The organism is Algoriphagus hitonicola (assembly GCF_900113375.1).
Classification (GTDB): Bacteria; Bacteroidota; Bacteroidia; order Cytophagales; family Cyclobacteriaceae; genus Algoriphagus; species Algoriphagus hitonicola.
Map to the genome: position 1 here is coordinate 204,030 of NZ_FOPC01000005.1, position 17,807 is coordinate 221,836.

Consider the following 17,807-nt stretch of genomic DNA (forward strand, 5'->3'; position numbering starts at 1 on the left):
GGATTTATAATCCTTTGTATCGTAATATTGCAATGAATAATTCAATAGGATATGGGAGTAACCCAAACACATCTCTTTACCGCAGAGCAAAATGAACTCGCCCAAATGGCCAAAGCTATTGCTCATCCGGCTAGGATTGCCATTCTTCAGCACTTGGTCAAAACCCGGTCTTGTATCAATGGAGATTTGGTTATGGAAATCGGCTTGGCTCAAGCGACCATCAGTCAGCACCTTCGTGAACTCAAAGACGCGGGACTGATTCAGGGAAGCATCGAAGGCACTCGAGTCAATTATTGTATCAATCCCGAAAAATGGACACTCTTAAAGGCACTCTTTCAAGATTTCTTTGAAAGTTATGACACGTGCTGTGGTTCCAACTGCTAAAAAAATTTGAATTTAATCATCGTAATAAAGCAATAAATCATGAAACTATCTGAAGCAAAACAAATCCTGAATCAATCCGAAACCATCGCTTTTCAGCTACCAAATGGAGAATTGGTTCCCCGTCATTTTCACGTGACCGAAGTCGGCTTGATCGACAAGCATTTTATCGATTGCGGTGGGACAGTTCGTAAAGAACAAAAAGTCAATTTTCAACTTTGGAATGCAGACGATTATGATCACCGATTGCATCCTGATAAACTGGTGAAGATCATCGAACTGTCGGAGCGGATACTGAGAATCACCGATTTAGAAATCGAAGTGGAATATCAAGGTGAAACCATCGGGAAATATGGTTTGGATCACGACGGAACCCATTTTCTATTGACTACCAAGATGACTGACTGCTTAGCCAAAGACAACTGTGGGATTTCAGCAGAAAAACCTAAAGTTCGACTTTCCCAACTGCAAGCTTCTTCTTGTGCACCGGGTTCAGGTTGTTGTTAATTGTTTTTCTCCAAAATCATACGCATGACACTATTTTCCAAGCTTTCCGATTCGGTCGACAAAGCACTTGAATTACCCATTTCTCCAGAGCGAAAAGAACTACTGGGATTATTGATCGACTTCATCCAAGAAAAAATCAATCAAGGAGAAATGGTCAATTTGAATTTTATATGCACGCATAATTCCCGTCGCAGCCAATTTTCACAGATCTGGGCTCAGACCGCAGCGGATTATTACGGAATCCCCGCCAACTGCTACTCTGGAGGAGTCGAGGTCACCGCATTTAATGAGCGTGCAGTGGATTCGATCATGCGAGCTGGTTTTGACGTTATTCCAACCGATACTTCTGACAATCCGCGATACCATATTTTACATTCCCGGGGGGGCAGACCAATTTTGGCATTTTCCAAAACCTATGATGATCCTGCCAATGACGCTAAAAATTTTGCAGCTGTCATGACTTGTGATCATGCGGACGAAAACTGCCCCTTTATCCCGGGAACAGAGCAGCGGATTCCGCTTCGCTACGAAGATCCGAAAGCTTTTGATGGAACGGGACAAGAAGCCGAAAAATACGATGAGCGATCCTTACAGATTGCTTCAGAGCTATTCTACGTCTTTTCCAAAATCCAGAAAAAATGAGCCCAACTAAGCGGTTGAGTTTTCTGGATTCCTACTTGACCTTGTGGATCTTCATGGCCATGGGGATAGGTATAGGATTGGGTTATTTGCTTCCGAGTGCGGCAGGGGCGATCGAATCGATGAGCAGTGGTAGCACCAATATTCCCATTGCCATTGGATTGATCGCGATGATGTATCCGCCTTTGGCGAAAGTCGATTATCGTTTACTTCCTCAGGTATTCAGAAATGTCAAAATTTTAAGCCTTTCTTTAGTCTTAAACTGGGTTATTGGCCCGGTATTGATGTTTATTTTGGCAATAACCTTTCTTCAGGATTACCCGGAATATATGGTTGGTCTGATTTTGATCGGATTGGCCCGCTGTATTGCCATGGTTTTGGTCTGGAACGACCTCGCGGAGGGGAGTCGGGAATATGGAGCAGGTTTGGTGGCTTTGAATAGTATTTTTCAAGTCTTCTTTTACAGCTTTTATGCTTGGATATTCATTACGGTACTGCCTCCATATTTCGGATTTGAAGGCGCGATTATAGACATTTCCATCGCTACTATTGCCGAAAGTGTGGCGATTTACCTGGGTGTGCCCTTCCTGATGGGTTTACTTAGTCGCTTGATTTTGGTCAAAATGAAAGGGGAGGAATGGTACACTAATCAGTTTATCCCGACAATTTCTCCGATCACCCTGATTGCCTTGCTTTTCACGATCGTGGTGATGTTTTCGCTGAAAGGGGAATTGATCGTGGAGATTCCGGGTGATGTGCTGAGAATAGCCGTTCCTTTGTTGATTTATTTTGCACTGATGTTTTTGATTGGGTTTTTCCTCAGCAAAGTTTTTGGAGCAGCTTATGATAAAAATGCTGCTATTGCTTTTACAGCAGCAGGAAATAATTTCGAATTGGCTATCGCGGTAGCGATTGCGGTATTTGGCCTTAACTCCGGGCAGGCTTTTGCGGGCGTAATAGGTCCGCTTGTCGAAGTTCCGGCTCTGATTTTACTGGTCAGAGTTTCTTTCTGGTTAAGGGATAAATATTATTCTAAAACTGATTGACAAAAAAGGAGTCTTTCTGCCTGTTCAGGAAGACTCCTTTATTCTATCGCCTCATCGCAGGATTTTAAGATCTGATTAAAATCTGCCACCAATAGGGGTTTGGAATAGTAATTTTTCACACAATCGTAAGTTAAGGCACGATCCCGATCAGACTTGTTGATCGAGCTACTGACGATAAAAATGGTGTAATGTTCCTTAATGGATTTGGGTAGGTTATGGAAAAGGTCCAAAAATCCCCAGCCATCCAAAATAGGCATAGTTAAATCCAAAAGAATGATGGATTTGTAGGCTCTTTCGTCTTCCTCCATGGGATCCCTGACATACTCAATGGCATCTAGTCCATCAAAGAAAGAATGAATCGTCAAGTTTGGGTCCAAGGCGAAAAAAGTTTTTTTCAAAATCATATGAAAGGAATGATCATCCTCTATAATTAAGATTTCTCTTTTGATATTTAATAAGGGCATTTAGGGTACAGCTGGGCAGCGTTTTGTAAAAATTTTATTTTCAAACTTTAATTTACCACCTAAAGACTAAAATCCAAGGAAAATGATTTGAGGATTTTTTCAAAGAATGGTGGCAGGTAGATTAAAGAATAAAAAAACAGGAAACCCCGGAGGATTTCCTGCTGAACAATGTCGGATCAACTAAACTAAAGAAAAGCCTTACTCTCCGTATGAGCAGCAGAACAAATTCTTTGACATTGTCACATTACTATACCGTATGTTTCAAATCAAAGTTTTGGTAAGCCTTACATTTATGATTTCAGGGTTTTTTTCAGTTCAGTCGGTTAATTTTCATGATTAATAAAAACGCCCGTTTTGGCACAAAAATCCGCTTTGAACGCCTTTGAGACGGGTTTTTCGATAGCGGACAGATCGTTATTTGAAGTTATCCGATCATTCCTTTGGCATCTTCATGAGGGATTGAAATATACTTTTGTATTTTCCGACAATAAAGAAGAACATGTATGAATCATTTAGAGACAAATTACCAAACACCGGATGGAGTCAATCTTTTTCTTCAGGCATGGATGCCAGAAAATCCAAGAGCTTCTTTATTATTGATTCATGGCCTCGGCGAGCATAGTGGACGCTATGGGAAGTTGGTCCAAGGATTAACCGAGCTTGGAATAGCGGTCTTTACATTTGACGGCCGTGGCCATGGAAAGTCCGATTTGCCAAAGCCCAGTGCCTATTTTGATTCATTTGAGGAATATTTAAAAGATATTCATGCGCTATTTGGTAAGGTGAAGTCCTATGTTCCCGGTTTGCCTTCTTTTATTTTTGGTCACAGTATGGGTGGAGGAATGGCCGCGTCATATGCCCTAAAATACCGTCCAGAAGTTAATGGAATCATTTTGTCCGCTCCAGCCATCAAAGAGGCCGAAGGAACTTCCGCACTTTTGGTGGCAATCTCAGGGGTTTTGAACCGGATTTCTCCCAAATTGAAAGCCCTGGTATTGGATATTGTGGGGATTTCGAGAATACCGGAGGAGTTAGAAAAATATAAAAATGATCCCTTGGTTTATCAGGGTAAAATTCCTGTGAGAACCGGCTACGAGCTGCTACAGATGATGCGCTTCATTCAATCCAATGTGTATCGGTTTGACTTTCCTTTTTTAATCATGCATGGGACTGCCGATCGACTGACCAATCCGAAGGGCTCCCGTCTATTGTTTGATAAATCATCTTCTCGAGACAAAACACTGAAGATTTTTGAAGGAGCCTATCATGAGTTGCTCAATGACTCTGATCAGGAGGAAGTTTTATCCTTGATTTTGGACTGGGTCAAAGAGCGGATGTAGATTTTGCTGGATATTTTAAAGACAAAAAGATAAACAGAACAGCGGTTAATCGACGGGTTCATTTTGAAAAGAATGGAGGGTTAATTTTTTGCCTCCTGTGAAAAAGAGTTTGAAATCAGACAACTCGATTTTTTGATTGCGATAGGACATTGGGCTTTTAAATAAATAAATTCCTGAATAATAATCCATCATTTTTAGAATCCACTCAATCCAAGGTTTCCCATCACTTCGTAAATCTTTTTAATTCTGTCAAAATGATGACCGTATGCAGTTTTGATTTTTACATCAAAAGCCGAAACCGAAATTTTAATAACCTAAACACCACAAAAATGAAAAGTGAATTGATCAAATCACCTGGACTGGTGAAAAATGCAAACAGGCGGCAATTCTTAAAAAGAGGCACGCTATCGGTAGCTGCAGCAGGACTTTTGTTAGTTGGCTGTAGTGATGAGGATGATCCCATCCCAATGAATCCTGGAGTAAATTTAGGATCTGGAGATACCGGGATTTTGAATTATGCCTATGCGCTGGAGCAGTTAGAGGCGGCGTTTTATGCGGCTGTGCTGGAGGGAGGATATTTTGCCAATGCAAGTGCAGAAGAGAAAACTATTATGGGTGATCTGGAAAAGCACGAACGAGCGCATCGGGAGTTTTTCAAAGCCGCATTGGGAAATAGTGCAATTGAAAATTTGGAAGTGAACTTTGGGTCCATCGACTTCAATAGCCGAAACTCAGTTTTGGCGGCTGCAAAGACCTTTGAAGACTTGGGAGTCGCGGCATACAACGGAGCTGGACAGTTTTTAGAAAATCCTGATTTCTTACTGATTGCCGGTAAAATCGTTTCTGTGGAGGCTCGTCATGCAGCAGCGATTCGAGACTTGATCAATCCCGGTTCTGATGATTTTGCGGGAGATGATCTGATTGATAGTAACGGATTGGAGCGGACACTTACTTTCTCGGAAGTTTTGACAGCGGCGAGTTCCTTTGTGACGACCCCGATCGATTTTAGTCAATTGCCAAGTTAATTTTCACCAAAACAAAAAACAGCTATGAACTTGATCAAATTATTAGATAAAATGTGTCCGGATACTCAAAGTTCGGAACAAAAAGATATGTTTTTCACCAGAAGAGAGGCCTTTAGGCAGTTTGGTGATTTTGGGAAGAAGGTGGCACTTTCGGCTGTACCGCTGTCGATTTTGACTGCGATTCCCCGGGTAGCGAAAGCGGATACAGAGAGCTTAATTGGCGTGTTGAACTATGCGTTGACTTTGGAGCATTTGGAATATCGGTATTACCAACTAGGATTGGATTCAGGCGTGATCGAAGGAGGAGATTTAAATATTTTCACCAAAATCAGAGATCATGAATTAGCTCACGTCCTGTTTCTGCAAGAAGTGATTAGTAATGTATTGGGTGGTAGTCCGGTAGCAGAGCCGGAGTTTGATTTTACCGCTGGCGGCAACTTCTCTCCTTTTACGGATTATCCTACATTTTTGGCACTATCTCAGGCATTTGAGGATACCGGGGTAAGGGCATATAAAGGACAGGCGGCGAACGTGATGGAAAGCGACGTGGTGTTGACAGCCGCTCTGTCCATACATTCTGTGGAGGCGAGACATGCTTCCATGGTCCGGAGATTAAGAACCAAAAAAGGGCAAGACGATATCAAAGGATGGATTACCAATGCATCGATTGGTTCGCTTCCTGCGGCTACCCAGGCCATCTATGCCGGAGAGGATAATCTGACTCATGGAGGAGTGAATGTGGCAAATCTCACTAGCATCGATGCAGCGGCAGTTGCAGAAGGCTGGGATGAGCCATTGAATATGGAAGAGGTTTTGGGCATTGCCTCCTTGTTCCTAGCCTAAAGACTTGTTTTAGTTGAGTTGGGGTTTGGGATGTCATCTTTAGTAGAGGTGGCATCCTTTTTTTGATATTCAGTTTTGTGTTGTCTGGAAATCTTGGATTGTGATAATGGGTTTTGAGGACGTCAGAAAACTATTCCAAACAAACTGCATCTCATGATTTCTGGATGAGTTTTAAGTTCAGGATAGTCAAAGTCCTTATGGTAAGTCATCCCTATTTTTCTCATCACTTGGATGGATGCGATGTTTCTGGCAGGGGTAAAAGCGTTAACTTCTTTGATTTTTTGATCCTTAGCAAATTCCAAACATCGGGAAGCTCCTTCGCTAGCTAACCCCTGATTCCAGAATTCTTTGTGAATTCGCCATCCGATATCCACACAGGGAGTGAAATCAGCTTCAAAGGTTTTCCAGCCCAATCCAATCGTGCCAATCAATTCTTGGCTATACAACAAATCTAATTCAAAATAACAATAGCCCTTTTCCTCATACATGGATTGCATTCTATGTATCATTGCTAGGGTTTCGTCCTTGGAAAATGGCTTCTGGAAATACTGCATGACTTCTGGATCAGCATTGATAGCAGAGAAAGGATCAAGATCTGATGCTTGCCAAGTGCGGAATCCGAGTAGGGGAGTCGTAATTAGATATCGGTTCATTTGGGGTAAAAATCTGAGTTTTCCCGATCGTAATCGAAAGTTTACCCATTTATTTTCGGTTATGATTGAGGATTAACATTTCCAATTTCAGATTTCTAATTTTTCACTTCTCACTTGCTCACACCTCCATCCCATTAAAGGGATTAAATCGTCTCCTTCCTACAGCCATGGCTACGGCCCGGCAGACGGTTTTGTTGATTATTTACTTGCCTCCTCTTTAATCGCAATTTATTCATTTACAATTTTCGTTAGTTCATGTATTAAATATAATAATTCATTTATTATTTATAAAAAAATCAATTTTTATAGTTGACTTTTACACACACACACACCATATTTTAGTTTAAAAAAAGCTTAAAAAGGGCTAGCAACCCAACCTAAGTCGGGGATGTGAAAGCGAAAAACGACTTAAAAAATCCAAGAGTAGTCCCGGATGCCGAAAAGGGAATGAGTAGGTGAAATTATTTTCGAACAAAAATTATGAAGAAAACATTTTCAAATCTTATAGGAACAGCAGTAATAGTGGTCAGCCTATTTTCAATTAATCCAGCTTTTGGGACTGAGGGTGAATCTGAAGGATTCGTTAAAGAGTTTTGCGCTGTAAGTCAAACAGAAAAATGCAAACAGGCCGGTGATGGTTGCACAGCCAAAAAGATTTGCTTCTGGAAAGATTTGGGTCAGATAGCAGAAACAGCAGGTAAGATAGCAGCTACAGCTGCATCTGTAGTTGTTATTGCTGATGCAATAGATTAATAAGTTTTGCCACCTTTACTGAAGGTGGCTCTTTTTAAAATATCAAATGAGGAATAGTTTAATTGCCGCAATATTAGTTCTATCAGGGTGTACTCAAAATGCCGAAAATGTAACTTTTCACGAGGAATTGGTACATCAGTTTGGAGAGCAGAAAACTTTGATTCATTCTGAGACTAGGACTATTTTGATTGATTCACTTTCATTACCGTTCTACGATTATTTCCAATTGATTAATCGAGACGAATCGCCTTATCTGGTAGGTTTCAACAGGCAAAGTGTATCATTGGATTTTATCCCGTTAAGGCAGGGGGATGCGATTGATCATTTAGTATTTGCAGATGATGGGCCAAATGCTGTTGATGCTGATTTGGATATTATTCATCTGTTTTCAGAGGACAGTATTGTGACCATACAAGACCGCGCCCTACGATTTAAAGTGTTGAATAGAGAAGGGAAATTGATAAATTCTTACCGAAAGACCATTAGGGATTTCAAAGGGGTGGAGATGTATCCTGTTTCCTATTCATACCTTGGACAATGGCCGGTTTTTTTAGATTCAGTTTGGGTTTTACCAGTATATCCGGACTTAAACGTGAAAAAGAAGCTCTACTATGAGCGGAATAAATTCATGATTTATGATCCAGTTAAGGATGAGGTGGTGGATGAGTTTGGTGCCTATCCACAAATGTATCGAGGAGATAATTACTTTGATGTTTTACGTGAGCCGAATCTCACCCCAACCCCACAAGGGACATTTTTGGTGACCTTTCCCGCCGACCCGGGGATTTATGAATATCAATTGGATAGTGATACCGTGATCTATCACCGCTATGAGGAATGGGGAAGGTTTTTCAATGAAGGGGTTGACCGGGATGCAGACTTACAGCAGTTTGTCAATCATTACATTTCATCTGCTTGGTTTCAGCAACTTATATATGATCCTTTCAGGGAGGTTTATTATCGTTTTGGAAAGGAGCAACAAGATCTTCGAAAGTCCGATGGAGAAAAAAATACTGCATTTGATGCAGAATGGAAGATCTTCCTATTAGACAAAGACCTCAATCCTATGGGAGCTTACTCACTGGATTCGAAACGGTTTAATCCTCTTTTCACCTTTGTGAGTAAAGAAGGTTTATTTATATATGATAATCAAAGAGAACATGACGATGAAATGGTCTTCGGTATTTTCCAGCTTTCGGATTATTAAGGTAGCCCTGCTCTTATTATTAGTTTCCTGCACTGGGTCGAAAATGGAGCCTTATGTGTATGGGCAAGAATTTGAAGCCTATTTGGAAGCGATAGATGCTAAGCTTGATTTCGAAAAGGTAATTCTTCTTCCACTTGATAGCTGTGGACTCTGTGTAGAGCAAGTACTGGAAGACTTACAAAAAAGTAATCAGGGCTTTTCTGTCATCTTCTCAGGAGAAAAAAACTCTCCCGATCGGGTGGAAAAAGCTAAAAAATTGTTCCAAAAAGAAAACCTTCAGATCATCATTGATGAAAACAGCAAATCAAAATCTTTCGACCTGAATGCCTTCAGTCCAATTATTCTTGACGTTTCAAAAAAAGAGTATAGCTATGCTTCGCTTTCACCACAAAATTCTCCTGAATATATTCTGGATTAATCTTCTCATTAGTTCTAGCCTATTTGCTCAAGAAGAAATAAAACCTGAGTTGGTATATGGCTGTGAAAACTGTGTTTTGACTTCTTTTTTGCCTATGGGCGACTATAAGGTACTTATCTATGCCTCAAATAAAAAACCAGAGAAGCGGCACATGTATCTTTTGGATCAGTCCAATCTTATCGTCGATGATATGAAGATCGATGCGGCTCAGTCTTTTGTAAAAGTGAATGACTCCATTTTTAGTCCTTTAGATGTTAGTTATGCTGTCATGGTGAAGATTGAAGAGAATGAAATGATAGTAGATGAGGCTTATGAGTTTTATAATGGTAAAAAACATGGAATCAATACTCCTAATACTTTCATGAATCCAGAGTATATCACTGGCTTTGATTACATCGAAAATGGAAAGACGGAAGGGGTTCAGTTATATCTTATTGACCGTCCTGAAAAGAAAATTATAAGCTCACGCAAATTTCATGTGGGGTATGATTTTAAAGAGAGAGCACCATTTGATTATGGATTTTTATCCAAAGAAGATACTTCCGTAATTTTTCAGCCATATGGAAGACTTATAGGAAAATCAGACGAGACATTTTCTAGATATTTCGGTTATAAGGATGGTACAACCTATATCTGGGCTACTACTCATAAAACATTGATTCGTGTAGATAAAGAGGGAAATATCCGTAGAAGTCGCGTTCCGATTCCTTCGGAAAATACGGAGATGAAGATGTATGTTGATAATGTCTCGGGGGAACTCTATTTGCTCTCATGGGAGTCTGGTTTGGAAGATGATGAGCGCGTATATAGATTGAATCAAGTCACTGATGAGAATCAGCTTCGCCCTTTGCTCAATCTTTACTTTTTTCCGATGGTCATTGATAATGGCTATGCATACGAAGGACGAAAAGATAAGAAGTCGTTTGAAGTCTATCGCTATCCGCTCAAGGGTCAAGTGCCTGAGAAGGTTGTTCCCTTTGGATTTGAGGAAAATTAGCTATTTTGTTTTCACAACTCCATTCTATTAAAAGGATTAAATCGTCTCCTTCCCACTCCCATGGCTATGGCCCGGCAGACGGTTTTGTCGCCATACTTGACATTGAGTCTGTCTAGGGCCTGGTAGAGGTTGATCTGCTCTTGGCTGTCTTCGAAGGGCTTGTGATCTCTAGTAAAAATTTCAAAAACTAGGCTAATTCTACTTTTTCACCTTCCAATTCCTTTAGAAAATTAGGACAAAAATCATAGCCATTTTCCCATGCGATTCCTCCTCCCTGTTCGATAAATACTTTTTCAAATTTGGAAGGATCTAAGAGTTCGGCGGTAAACCCTTGCCTAGGAAAGGTCGAAGATTAACTATTTTTACTTCATCATCTTTGAAGCGTAACCAAACTCGATAATCCTTCAATACTTTTATTTCGACTACTTCGTTCATATTGCCTCGGTCCTATGACAGCTATTGCTTTGAAGTTTTTGGATAATAATTCCAGTTCACTTTCTGCTTCGCGATAAATCATTTTATTTACAATTTGAGAATTTAATTCCTAAATTGTAAAAAATATTTGGCTTATTCAAGTCTTAAACCTCCATCCCATTAAAGGGATTAAATCGTCTCCTTCCCACACCCATCGCTACGGCTCGGCAGACGGTTTTGTTGATTATTTACTTGCCTCCTCTCTAATCGCAATTTATTCATTTACAATTTTCGTTAGTTCATGTATTAAATATAATAATTCATTTATTATTTATAAAAAAATCAATTTTTATAGTTGACTTTTACACACACACACACCATATTTTAGTTTAAAAAAAGGCTATAGTAGGGCTGGCAACCCAATAAAGTCGGGGATGTGCAAGCGAAAAACGACTAAAATAAACCGAGAGTAGCCCCGGATACCGAAAAGGGAATGAGTAGGTGAAATCATTTTCAATCAAAAATCATGAAAAAAATATTTAAAGGGAGTTTGGCAATTGTTTTGATCAAACTAATAGTAGTTTTGTCTTCTTTTGTTTATTCATCCTGTCAGGAAATTGAGTTTACAGATGATATATCCAATGATTATTTTTTGGAAAAATTTCGAGATGTATCAAAAATTCAAACGACAATCTTAAAAAATAGAATTACAAGCGAAGAAGGAATTAATTCCCGAATAACATCAGAATCCACAATCGAAGGTATGGAGGAGTCTGAATTGAAACTTATAATAGAGCCTATGGTATCTTCAGGTGTAGAATTGTTAATGTCTTATGGATTGACGGAAGATGAAATAATCTATGAATTTGGAAGTTTGACTTCTCCAGATATCTCAAGAGCTGCCTTGGCTGTCAGTCAGCTTGAAAATTTAGCCAATGATGGATATACCATTGAAGGCTTTGATGATACTGATTTTGTTATTTCAGGCCTTTTCGTACAGCAAGCCTATGCTTCGGATATTTACGACTGTGCATTGCAAGCGGCAGGGGTAAAAGTTCTAGTTGAGCTCGCTAGTGAAGGTCTTGAAGAAGGAGTGAAGAAGTTAGGAAAAAAAGGTGTAAAGAAACTTGTTAAAAAAGTTGCTTCCCGAACATTAGGTTGGGTTGGAGCTGCAGTTGCCGGTTATGAATTTGGAGATTGTATGGGATGGTGGTAAATTACGACTGTTATGAGATTCAAAATTAAATTTACTCAATCTTGGTTTGCCTTGGTTTTGTTTTTACTGGCATGCACGATTTACGAGCTTTTTTTCCTAAGGTCAATGAGAAGTATATCATTTTCTGATGCCTTGATATTTGTCCTTTTAATCTTTTTGACTTTATCTTATGTTTTTAAAATATTTAAGAAGAATATCTTGGGAAAAAAGCAATCAACAGATTAGATTATTTAAAAAAACAGAGTCCTAGGGCTCTGTTTTTTTGACCTCCACCCCATTAAAGGGATTAAATCGTCTCCTTCCTACAGCCATGGCCACGGCCCGGCAGACGGTTTTGTCGCCATACTTCACGTTTAGTTTGTCGAGGGCCTGATACAGATTGATTTGCTCTTGGCTGTCTTCGAAGAGTTTGATTTGGTAGTTGCCATAGACCAGGCTACTAAAGCGCACGCCGATCAGACGGATGAGCATACGCCGACTGTAGAGCTTTCGGAAGAGTTCCTTCACCACCGGTAGGATCGTATGATCCGCAGAAGTGTAGGGGATGCGCTGCTGCATGGTATGTGTCTCAAAGTCCGAATAACGAATCTTCACACTCACACAGGCGGTGAGTTGGCCTTTCTGACGAAGCTTGGAGGCGAGTTGCTCGGTCATTGCCACCAGCGTCGCTTCCAGTAGTTGAACATCGATGGTGTCCTCTTCGAAGGTATTTTCGGAGGAAACCGACTTGGCTTCGGAGTAGGGGATGACCGGATTGCGGTCGATGCCATTCGCTTTTTCCCAGATCATCTTCCCATTTTTTCCAAAAGTTGCTTCCAGAAGTTGGGAAGGCATCTGCTGCAGCGTATGGACTTTTTTGACGCCCATGTTGTAGAGTGTTTGGGAGGTTTTTTCGCCGATCATCGGGATTTTACGCACGGAGAGTGGGGCGAGAAATGGCTTTTCCTGCCCGTTGGGCACCTGCTTTTCATTATTGGGTTTGGCTTCGCCGGTAGCGACTTTGGAGACGGTTTTGTTCTCCGACAGCCCCATGGAAATGTTCAGTCCGCTTTCTTTGATGATGCGTTGGCGGAGTTCGTGGGCAAGCTTGAAGCAACCGAAAAAGCGGTCCATTCCCGTCAGGTCGATGTAAAACTCATCGATGGATGACTTTTCAAAGAGCGGAACAGATTCCTTGATGATTTCGGTGACCTCATGGGATTTTTGGCTGTATTTTTCAAAATCTCCTTTGACGATGATGGCCTCAGGACACAGCTGCCTCGCCGTCCGCATCGGCATGGCGGAGTGCACGCCGAATTTTCGCGCCTCATAGCTGCAGGAAGCCACCACACCCCGGTCACTCGAACCTCCGATCAGGATGGGTTTCCCATCGAGCCGGTTGTCAAAAAGCCGCTCCACCGACACAAAAAACGTGTCCAAATCCATATGCGCAATACTCCGCTTCCCCTCCATAACTTTTTGTTAATTATCTTGACATTTTAATGTTTATAATTTAATCAAAAAGATTAGATTTGGGGTAGTAATATGACGGGACTTGTCGGGGTTGAAACAATTGTAGCTTGAGCTTAATAGGTAACAACTCCAAAGAAAAATCGTAATTTGTAAAGCTAAATCACTTTAAATCAAAAGTAAGTCATGTCAAAAGTTGAGCTATTAATTCAGGAAATTAGAACTCTTGAGCCGGATGATCTTCAAAAAGTCCTTCAGGAATTGCTGAAGCAGGCAGATCGCTTCAATTTAGCAAAAGATGCATTGACGAAATTTGCTGGTTCAGGAAAAGGGGTTTGGAGCCAAGATGCTCAAGAATATACGGATCAACTTCGAGCAACTGACAGACTTTGATTTATGAAATTGTTTGTAGATACCTCACCATTTATCTATTTAGTAGAATTCCATAAGACTTATGGAGAAAAGGTTCGGGATTTGTTATTGACTAGTGTGGTGAGAGATGATCAATTGGTTACCAGTGTGATTACTTGGATGGAATTTAGTGTTATACCAAAGAAGACAAAGAGATGGGATTTGATAGAAAAATACCAAAATCTTTTAGATCAACTTGGAATTCCTCTAATCGAAATTTCAAAATCTACTGCTGATCAAGCTGCCTTTTTACGAAGTGAGTATGATTTTTTGAGGCCTATGGATTCATTACAGCTCGCTGTGGCCATCGAGTCAGCATGTACTCGTTTTGTCACTAATGATAAAGGACTCCATCGGATTACTGAAATAGAAGTAGTGACACTTGATCAATTTTAAACCAGTAATGCAAGTCCAAAACAACCTCAAATTCCTCCGAAAACGGAAAAACCTCACCCAAGAGTCCCTCGCTCAAGCTCTGGGTATCTCACGATCCAAACTCGCGGGATATGAGTCAACCATCAATCCTCCGATCGAGACCTTGGTCAAGATCTCTGATTACCTTAGGATATCGCTTGATATTTTGCTCAAAGAAGATCTCTGCAACTATTCCGAATACAAACTCCGTGAACTGCTCGAAACGGATCAGTTTCTGAGAGGGCGAAAGCTGCGGATACTCTCCACTACGGTGGATGCCGAGGGCCGCGAACTCATCGAAGTGGTCTCTCAGCGGGTAAAAGCGAGTTACTTGGCAGGATTTTCCGATCCGGAGTTTATCTCAGAACTGCCTCGCTTTTCCCTGCCTTTTCTCCCCATGGATAAAAAGCATCGGGTCTTTCAGGTGGACGGAGACTCTATGCTGCCAATTCCCGATGGTGCCTGGATTGTCTGCGAATATTTGGATGACTGGATGGCGATCAAAGACGGGGAGCGCTATGTGATCGTCACCGAGCAGGATGGGGTGACCTTCAAAATCGCCTATAATCGCATCAAGGATCAGGAAAAATTATTACTCTGTTCCTCCAACCCGATTTATCCCCCCTTCGAAGTAGCGATTGAGCAGCTGAGAGAAGTGTGGCGGTATCGCTTGGCGATGAGTGAGTGAAACTTGCTTAATGAAGTTTGCTTAGTAAAACTTCGAAATTACTACTGTCTAAATTTTCAATTTTAGTTATGTCCTCATTTTCAATTTGAATGATCATAGGCTGATTGTGTTTAAAATCAAATTCTAAGAATTTTCCATTACTATCTATTATGGTGTTTTCATGGTTGAAGAGCTCCTCCCCATATTGCATTTTACTAGATTTCAGTGAAAGGAAATTGTAAATAATAAGCTTGTTCTTGTTTAGTACCGATAAATTACTTGATATGTATGACAGACTTGAGTGAATGCATGCGTTACATGCGTCAAATGGAAGGATAATTATCGAAAACTTATCTTCATATTCTAAGCCTATATTATATTTAATATAATTTTCGATCGATTTTTTTTCTGATTGACAACTAATTATTAGTATTACGAGAGATAGTAAAAGATTTAAATGTAATTTTGTTTTCATCGGGTTTTGATTTTATGTAAGGAATAAATAGGGTGTCTCTTTTAGAGAATATGAAGTCTTCTGAAGCTGATACAAGCAGAATGTCATTGTCTAGAGTAGGATTTTGGAAATATTTTTCCCCTAATAATTCTCCATTCTTCGAGAAAATATAAATTGTGAAATTTCTTGCTTTAGCTTCTGTTTGATTAGATTGATGAATAAATAATCTAACAATAAAATTTTCTGTTAAAATTATGGATGTGTATCTGCTCAAAGAATTGATTTTATTTAGAATGTTGCTAATTCTATTTGGTTCTAAATTACTGTATCTTATATCATTGTATATAGGTTTGTAATGATTTTCAAATTGATGATTTAATATTGGTGTATGTAGACCTTCCATTGAATTTTTATTCAAGTTGTATTTGTAAATTGAATTGGTTAATGGAAATGACAAATAGAGGGAATTTGTACTTTCATCTAGGTCATACCAAAAATCTACAAAATCATTTTCAAATAGATTTTGAATAGAATATGGTGGTTCTATTATTTCGTTAAGTGTTTCCGAATTAATGTTATAAATACCAAGTCTTTTGTATTCAGAAGATAAATGCTCAGTCGGGTAAAATATTTTATTTTGTTTGAATAGAAAATTCTTGTTATTTCCTATTTGAGTATACCCAAAAATGCCAGAATATTCATTATTTTTGCTCTTTATTTCGCCAATTAAAAATTCATCAATAATTTCCCCCTTCTTGTTGATAAGTTTTATGTTTTCTCCAAAATCAACTACAAATATTGAATCCCTGTTATGATAGAAAAATCTTGTTGGGTTGTATATAATATTTTTTTCATCTATATTTAAAGGTATTTTTTCAATTAGTTCTCCGTTATTCCATTCGAAAATATTTATATTGTTTTTTATTGCATCTAGGGTTAGTAAAATATTCTCTTTCTCTTTTAATTGTAAGCTTAACAATTCAAAGGAGCTTTCTGTGTCAAGTTGAATGATTTTGTCTTTACCTTCTATTATTGATGTTTTTTTAACATATTGTTTTGTGTTTTGCGTGCAACTTAATAAAGTTGCAATTATTAGCCCGACAAACTTAATATTTTTCAGTAATTGTGTAAATGTCATATGTGATGTATTCATCATTTTCAGGTATTTTTTTAACATATATTTTGTTATCTATATTGAAAATTTCTGATTGTTCATAAATACCGATCTGATAATCATTAGGAAAGCTATTTGTTTTGCCTTTTATTTTTAAATTTTCATCATAAACTATGATTTCTATTTCGTTTTTCCAATATTTTAAAGGTTTTGGGTATGAATTAAATTGCTTGGGCTCAATTGGTTTTTTTAAAATCCTATAATATTTTTTATTTTTCTTATCATATAGGAGGTTGCTGTAATGATAATTATTGTATGTATTTGAAATTAGGTTATTTAATTCTTCTTCGGCTAAATTATTTATTTTATTTTCTGTGTAATGGCTTTCTCTTGGGAAAGGATAATTATTTATTACTTCTATTATTTCTTTAGAATTAATATTTAATTTTGATAAATTATTGGAAATAGGATGTCCATAAATTAGGATTGTATCGTTTATCATTATGTGGCTTAGGTAATCATACCAATTTCCAGCCAAATAATCTTTTTTTTCTTTATAAAATTTTGGATATTCCCCGTAGTTTTTTTCTTTTTTATTTATCATATTATATTCCCAGAATATCTTATTCAAAAAATTATTCTGTGAAGATGTGTATATTATCCTATCATTAGTTATGTAAAATGGAAATCTATGATCAATTTTTACATCGTTAGGTCTATTTGAAGTAGGTAGGTTGTAGTTTGCTAAATATTGACCTGTATTTCGGTCTATTAATAATAAGTCGGATTGGTAATTCATTACAAACAAGGAGTCCTTTCCTTTTAAATAAAAACCGGAAATCCCACCTCCTTTTTCAAAAAATGGCATTAAATTATTCAGATCTAATTTTATTATTCCTATTTCCTTCGATTTATTCAGGGAATAAATAGATAATGTTTCATATCCATAATTTGCTCTTATTATTTCTATGTCCTCATTTATTTCCCTTATTTGATGATCACTTATTGATAAGCCTTTTTTATTTAATTTTATCTTAATTTCTCCAGTTTTCTCTAATGTGTGAAGTTCTTCAATATTTAATTTATTGGAGTTAGTACAGGCAATAAATAAAACAAAAGTAAGGAGAAAATTTAATTTTCTCCTTAAATTTTTAACCAATTTCCGGCGCAATTTCTCCATCTTTCTTAAATAGACATCGTCCTTCAGAATTTTCCGTTGGCTTTTCCACACATGTTTTCTTAACCCCGCCACCGGCTTTTTCCTGCTGATCGCAATATCCATTTGTATGTGTTGTTTGGCAATCTGAATATCCAATTAAAACAGTTGAAAACATTAGCAAAGTACCAATTATCCATTTTGTCTTTTTCATGGTGCTATAGTTGATTGTGATTGGC

22 protein-coding genes are annotated in these 17,807 nt (G+C 38.6%); 15 read left to right on the forward strand and 7 right to left on the reverse strand.

Going from position 1 to position 17,807, the window contains the following annotated elements; all coding sequences use genetic code 11:
• The first annotated feature begins 51 nt into the window (after nucleotides 1-51).
• Genes BM043_RS08700 through arsB form a run of 4 tightly spaced genes read left to right on the forward strand, consistent with a single transcriptional unit; the run spans nucleotide 52 to nucleotide 2,573 of the window.
• Nucleotides 52-384, forward strand: a complete 333-nt coding sequence (locus tag BM043_RS08700) for an ArsR/SmtB family transcription factor (protein WP_092790792.1) — start codon at nucleotides 52-54, stop codon at nucleotides 382-384.
• Nucleotides 385-423: 39 nt separating this feature from the next.
• A complete protein-coding gene (locus tag BM043_RS08705; RefSeq protein WP_092790793.1) occupies nucleotides 424-888 on the forward strand; it encodes a DUF6428 family protein in 465 nt (154 codons plus the stop codon).
• A 24-nt stretch (nucleotides 889-912) separates the two neighbouring features.
• Entirely contained in the window at nucleotides 913-1,530 is a 618-nt protein-coding gene (locus BM043_RS08710) for a low molecular weight phosphatase family protein (RefSeq protein WP_092790795.1), read from the forward strand.
• Nucleotides 1,527-2,573: an ACR3 family arsenite efflux transporter gene (gene arsB / locus BM043_RS08715; protein ID WP_092790796.1), complete on the forward strand. Its 1,047-nt coding sequence runs from the start codon at nucleotides 1,527-1,529 to the stop codon at nucleotides 2,571-2,573. Before BM043_RS08710 ends, arsB begins: the two co-directional genes overlap by 4 nt.
• A gap of 38 nt (nucleotides 2,574-2,611) precedes the next feature.
• On the opposite strand, the gene BM043_RS08720 is transcribed toward arsB, so the two are convergent.
• A complete protein-coding gene (locus tag BM043_RS08720) occupies nucleotides 2,612-3,037 on the reverse strand; it encodes a response regulator (protein WP_092790797.1) in 426 nt (141 codons plus the stop codon).
• A gap of 503 nt (nucleotides 3,038-3,540) precedes the next feature.
• On the opposite strand from BM043_RS08720, the gene BM043_RS08725 reads away from it, so the two are divergent.
• From BM043_RS08725 to BM043_RS08735, 3 genes are all read left to right on the forward strand, one after another.
• Complete coding sequence (locus BM043_RS08725; protein WP_092790799.1) at nucleotides 3,541-4,377, forward strand: alpha/beta hydrolase; 837 nt, start codon at nucleotides 3,541-3,543, stop codon at nucleotides 4,375-4,377.
• 254 nt (nucleotides 4,378-4,631) lie between these two features.
• Nucleotides 4,632-5,402, forward strand: a complete 771-nt coding sequence (locus BM043_RS08730) for a ferritin-like domain-containing protein (protein ID WP_317042373.1) — start codon at nucleotides 4,632-4,634, stop codon at nucleotides 5,400-5,402.
• A 24-nt stretch (nucleotides 5,403-5,426) separates the two neighbouring features.
• Entirely contained in the window at nucleotides 5,427-6,245 is an 819-nt protein-coding gene (locus BM043_RS08735) for a ferritin-like domain-containing protein (protein ID WP_092790800.1), read from the forward strand.
• Between the two features lie 122 nt (nucleotides 6,246-6,367).
• Here the strand turns inward: BM043_RS08735 and BM043_RS08740 are convergent, their stop codons facing one another.
• On the reverse strand, nucleotides 6,368-6,898 hold the full coding sequence (locus BM043_RS08740; protein WP_092790801.1) for a GNAT family N-acetyltransferase: 531 nt from the start codon (nucleotides 6,896-6,898) through the stop codon (nucleotides 6,368-6,370).
• 480 nt (nucleotides 6,899-7,378) lie between these two features.
• Here BM043_RS08740 and BM043_RS08745 point away from each other — a divergent pair, with 480 nt between their 5' ends.
• Genes BM043_RS08745 through BM043_RS08760 form a run of 4 tightly spaced genes read left to right on the forward strand, consistent with a single transcriptional unit; the run spans nucleotide 7,379 to nucleotide 10,273 of the window.
• Nucleotides 7,379-7,651, forward strand: a complete 273-nt coding sequence (locus BM043_RS08745; RefSeq protein ID WP_092790803.1) for a hypothetical protein — start codon at nucleotides 7,379-7,381, stop codon at nucleotides 7,649-7,651.
• 46 nt (nucleotides 7,652-7,697) lie between these two features.
• A complete protein-coding gene (locus BM043_RS08750; protein ID WP_092790804.1) occupies nucleotides 7,698-8,858 on the forward strand; it encodes a DUF4221 family protein in 1,161 nt (386 codons plus the stop codon).
• Nucleotides 8,812-9,276 carry a hypothetical protein gene (locus BM043_RS08755; RefSeq protein WP_143189501.1) on the forward strand — a complete coding sequence of 155 codons (465 nt, stop codon included), beginning with the start codon at nucleotides 8,812-8,814 and terminating at the stop codon, nucleotides 9,274-9,276. Before BM043_RS08750 ends, BM043_RS08755 begins: the two co-directional genes overlap by 47 nt.
• Complete coding sequence (locus BM043_RS08760) at nucleotides 9,230-10,273, forward strand: hypothetical protein (protein WP_177188446.1); 1,044 nt, start codon at nucleotides 9,230-9,232, stop codon at nucleotides 10,271-10,273. Before BM043_RS08755 ends, BM043_RS08760 begins: the two co-directional genes overlap by 47 nt.
• Before the next feature lie 309 nt (nucleotides 10,274-10,582).
• Here the strand turns inward: BM043_RS08760 and BM043_RS19860 are convergent, their stop codons facing one another.
• The gene (locus tag BM043_RS19860) at nucleotides 10,583-10,708 is read right to left on the reverse strand and encodes a DUF2442 domain-containing protein (RefSeq protein WP_218144137.1); all 126 of its coding nucleotides are present in this window, start codon (nucleotides 10,706-10,708) and stop codon (nucleotides 10,583-10,585) included.
• 505 nt (nucleotides 10,709-11,213) lie between these two features.
• On the opposite strand from BM043_RS19860, the gene BM043_RS08770 reads away from it, so the two are divergent.
• On the forward strand, nucleotides 11,214-11,903 hold the full coding sequence (locus tag BM043_RS08770; protein ID WP_092790809.1) for a hypothetical protein: 690 nt from the start codon (nucleotides 11,214-11,216) through the stop codon (nucleotides 11,901-11,903).
• A 246-nt stretch (nucleotides 11,904-12,149) separates the two neighbouring features.
• Here BM043_RS08770 and dinB read toward each other — a convergent pair whose 3' ends face one another.
• On the reverse strand, nucleotides 12,150-13,355 hold the full coding sequence (dinB, locus tag BM043_RS08780; protein ID WP_092790811.1) for a DNA polymerase IV: 1,206 nt from the start codon (nucleotides 13,353-13,355) through the stop codon (nucleotides 12,150-12,152).
• Nucleotides 13,356-13,538: 183 nt separating this feature from the next.
• Between dinB and BM043_RS08785 the strand changes: the two genes are divergently transcribed.
• From BM043_RS08785 to BM043_RS08795, 3 genes are read left to right on the forward strand one after another with little or no spacing between them, the layout of a single operon-like run.
• Nucleotides 13,539-13,745, forward strand: a complete 207-nt coding sequence (locus BM043_RS08785; RefSeq protein WP_092790813.1) for a hypothetical protein — start codon at nucleotides 13,539-13,541, stop codon at nucleotides 13,743-13,745.
• Nucleotides 13,746-13,748: 3 nt separating this feature from the next.
• The gene (locus BM043_RS08790; RefSeq protein WP_092790814.1) at nucleotides 13,749-14,159 is read left to right on the forward strand and encodes a type II toxin-antitoxin system VapC family toxin; all 411 of its coding nucleotides are present in this window, start codon (nucleotides 13,749-13,751) and stop codon (nucleotides 14,157-14,159) included.
• 7 nt (nucleotides 14,160-14,166) lie between these two features.
• Nucleotides 14,167-14,865, forward strand: a complete 699-nt coding sequence (locus BM043_RS08795; RefSeq protein ID WP_092790815.1) for an XRE family transcriptional regulator — start codon at nucleotides 14,167-14,169, stop codon at nucleotides 14,863-14,865.
• Nucleotides 14,866-15,263: 398 nt separating this feature from the next.
• On the opposite strand, the gene BM043_RS08805 is transcribed toward BM043_RS08795, so the two are convergent.
• Genes BM043_RS08805 through BM043_RS19490 form a run of 3 tightly spaced genes read right to left on the reverse strand, consistent with a single transcriptional unit; the run spans nucleotide 15,264 to nucleotide 17,782 of the window.
• Complete coding sequence (locus tag BM043_RS08805) at nucleotides 15,264-16,454, reverse strand: hypothetical protein (protein ID WP_143189503.1); 1,191 nt, start codon at nucleotides 16,452-16,454, stop codon at nucleotides 15,264-15,266.
• Complete coding sequence (locus tag BM043_RS08810; RefSeq protein WP_177188447.1) at nucleotides 16,405-17,592, reverse strand: DUF4221 family protein; 1,188 nt, start codon at nucleotides 17,590-17,592, stop codon at nucleotides 16,405-16,407. Before BM043_RS08810 ends, BM043_RS08805 begins: the two co-directional genes overlap by 50 nt.
• Nucleotides 17,564-17,782 carry a hypothetical protein gene (locus tag BM043_RS19490; RefSeq protein WP_177188448.1) on the reverse strand — a complete coding sequence of 73 codons (219 nt, stop codon included), beginning with the start codon at nucleotides 17,780-17,782 and terminating at the stop codon, nucleotides 17,564-17,566. Before BM043_RS19490 ends, BM043_RS08810 begins: the two co-directional genes overlap by 29 nt.
• Nucleotides 17,783-17,807 lie beyond the last annotated feature (25 nt).

Excerpts from the sequence above, each read along its gene's own strand:
- BM043_RS08735 (WP_092790800.1), top strand. The coding sequence starts at position 5,427 with ATGAACTTGATCAAATTATTAGATAAAATGTGTCCGGATACTCAAAGT.
- BM043_RS08710 (WP_092790795.1), top strand. The coding sequence starts at position 913 with ATGACACTATTTTCCAAGCTTTCCGATTCGGTCGACAAAGCACTTGAA.
- BM043_RS08705 (WP_092790793.1), top strand. The coding sequence starts at position 424 with ATGAAACTATCTGAAGCAAAACAAATCCTGAATCAATCCGAAACCATC.
- BM043_RS08790 (WP_092790814.1), top strand. The coding sequence starts at position 13,749 with ATGAAATTGTTTGTAGATACCTCACCATTTATCTATTTAGTAGAATTC.
- BM043_RS08770 (WP_092790809.1), top strand. The coding sequence starts at position 11,214 with ATGAAAAAAATATTTAAAGGGAGTTTGGCAATTGTTTTGATCAAACTA.
- BM043_RS08795 (WP_092790815.1), top strand. The coding sequence starts at position 14,167 with ATGCAAGTCCAAAACAACCTCAAATTCCTCCGAAAACGGAAAAACCTC.
- BM043_RS08750 (WP_092790804.1), top strand. The coding sequence starts at position 7,698 with ATGAGGAATAGTTTAATTGCCGCAATATTAGTTCTATCAGGGTGTACT.
- dinB (WP_092790811.1), bottom strand. The coding sequence starts at position 13,355 with ATGGAGGGGAAGCGGAGTATTGCGCATATGGATTTGGACACGTTTTTT.
- BM043_RS08725 (WP_092790799.1), top strand. The coding sequence starts at position 3,541 with ATGAATCATTTAGAGACAAATTACCAAACACCGGATGGAGTCAATCTT.
- BM043_RS08755 (WP_143189501.1), top strand. The coding sequence starts at position 8,812 with ATGACGATGAAATGGTCTTCGGTATTTTCCAGCTTTCGGATTATTAAG.
- BM043_RS08760 (WP_177188446.1), top strand. The coding sequence starts at position 9,230 with ATGCTTCGCTTTCACCACAAAATTCTCCTGAATATATTCTGGATTAAT.
- BM043_RS08740 (WP_092790801.1), bottom strand. The coding sequence starts at position 6,898 with ATGAACCGATATCTAATTACGACTCCCCTACTCGGATTCCGCACTTGG.
- BM043_RS08745 (WP_092790803.1), top strand. The coding sequence starts at position 7,379 with ATGAAGAAAACATTTTCAAATCTTATAGGAACAGCAGTAATAGTGGTC.
- BM043_RS08785 (WP_092790813.1), top strand. The coding sequence starts at position 13,539 with ATGTCAAAAGTTGAGCTATTAATTCAGGAAATTAGAACTCTTGAGCCG.
- arsB (WP_092790796.1), top strand. The coding sequence starts at position 1,527 with ATGAGCCCAACTAAGCGGTTGAGTTTTCTGGATTCCTACTTGACCTTG.
- BM043_RS19860 (WP_218144137.1), bottom strand. The coding sequence starts at position 10,708 with ATGAACGAAGTAGTCGAAATAAAAGTATTGAAGGATTATCGAGTTTGG.
- BM043_RS08805 (WP_143189503.1), bottom strand. The coding sequence starts at position 16,454 with ATGATGAATACATCACATATGACATTTACACAATTACTGAAAAATATT.
- BM043_RS08700 (WP_092790792.1), top strand. The coding sequence starts at position 52 with ATGGGAGTAACCCAAACACATCTCTTTACCGCAGAGCAAAATGAACTC.
- BM043_RS19490 (WP_177188448.1), bottom strand. The coding sequence starts at position 17,782 with ATGAAAAAGACAAAATGGATAATTGGTACTTTGCTAATGTTTTCAACT.
- BM043_RS08810 (WP_177188447.1), bottom strand. The coding sequence starts at position 17,592 with ATGGAGAAATTGCGCCGGAAATTGGTTAAAAATTTAAGGAGAAAATTA.
- BM043_RS08720 (WP_092790797.1), bottom strand. The coding sequence starts at position 3,037 with ATGCCCTTATTAAATATCAAAAGAGAAATCTTAATTATAGAGGATGAT.
- BM043_RS08730 (WP_317042373.1), top strand. The coding sequence starts at position 4,632 with ATGATGACCGTATGCAGTTTTGATTTTTACATCAAAAGCCGAAACCGA.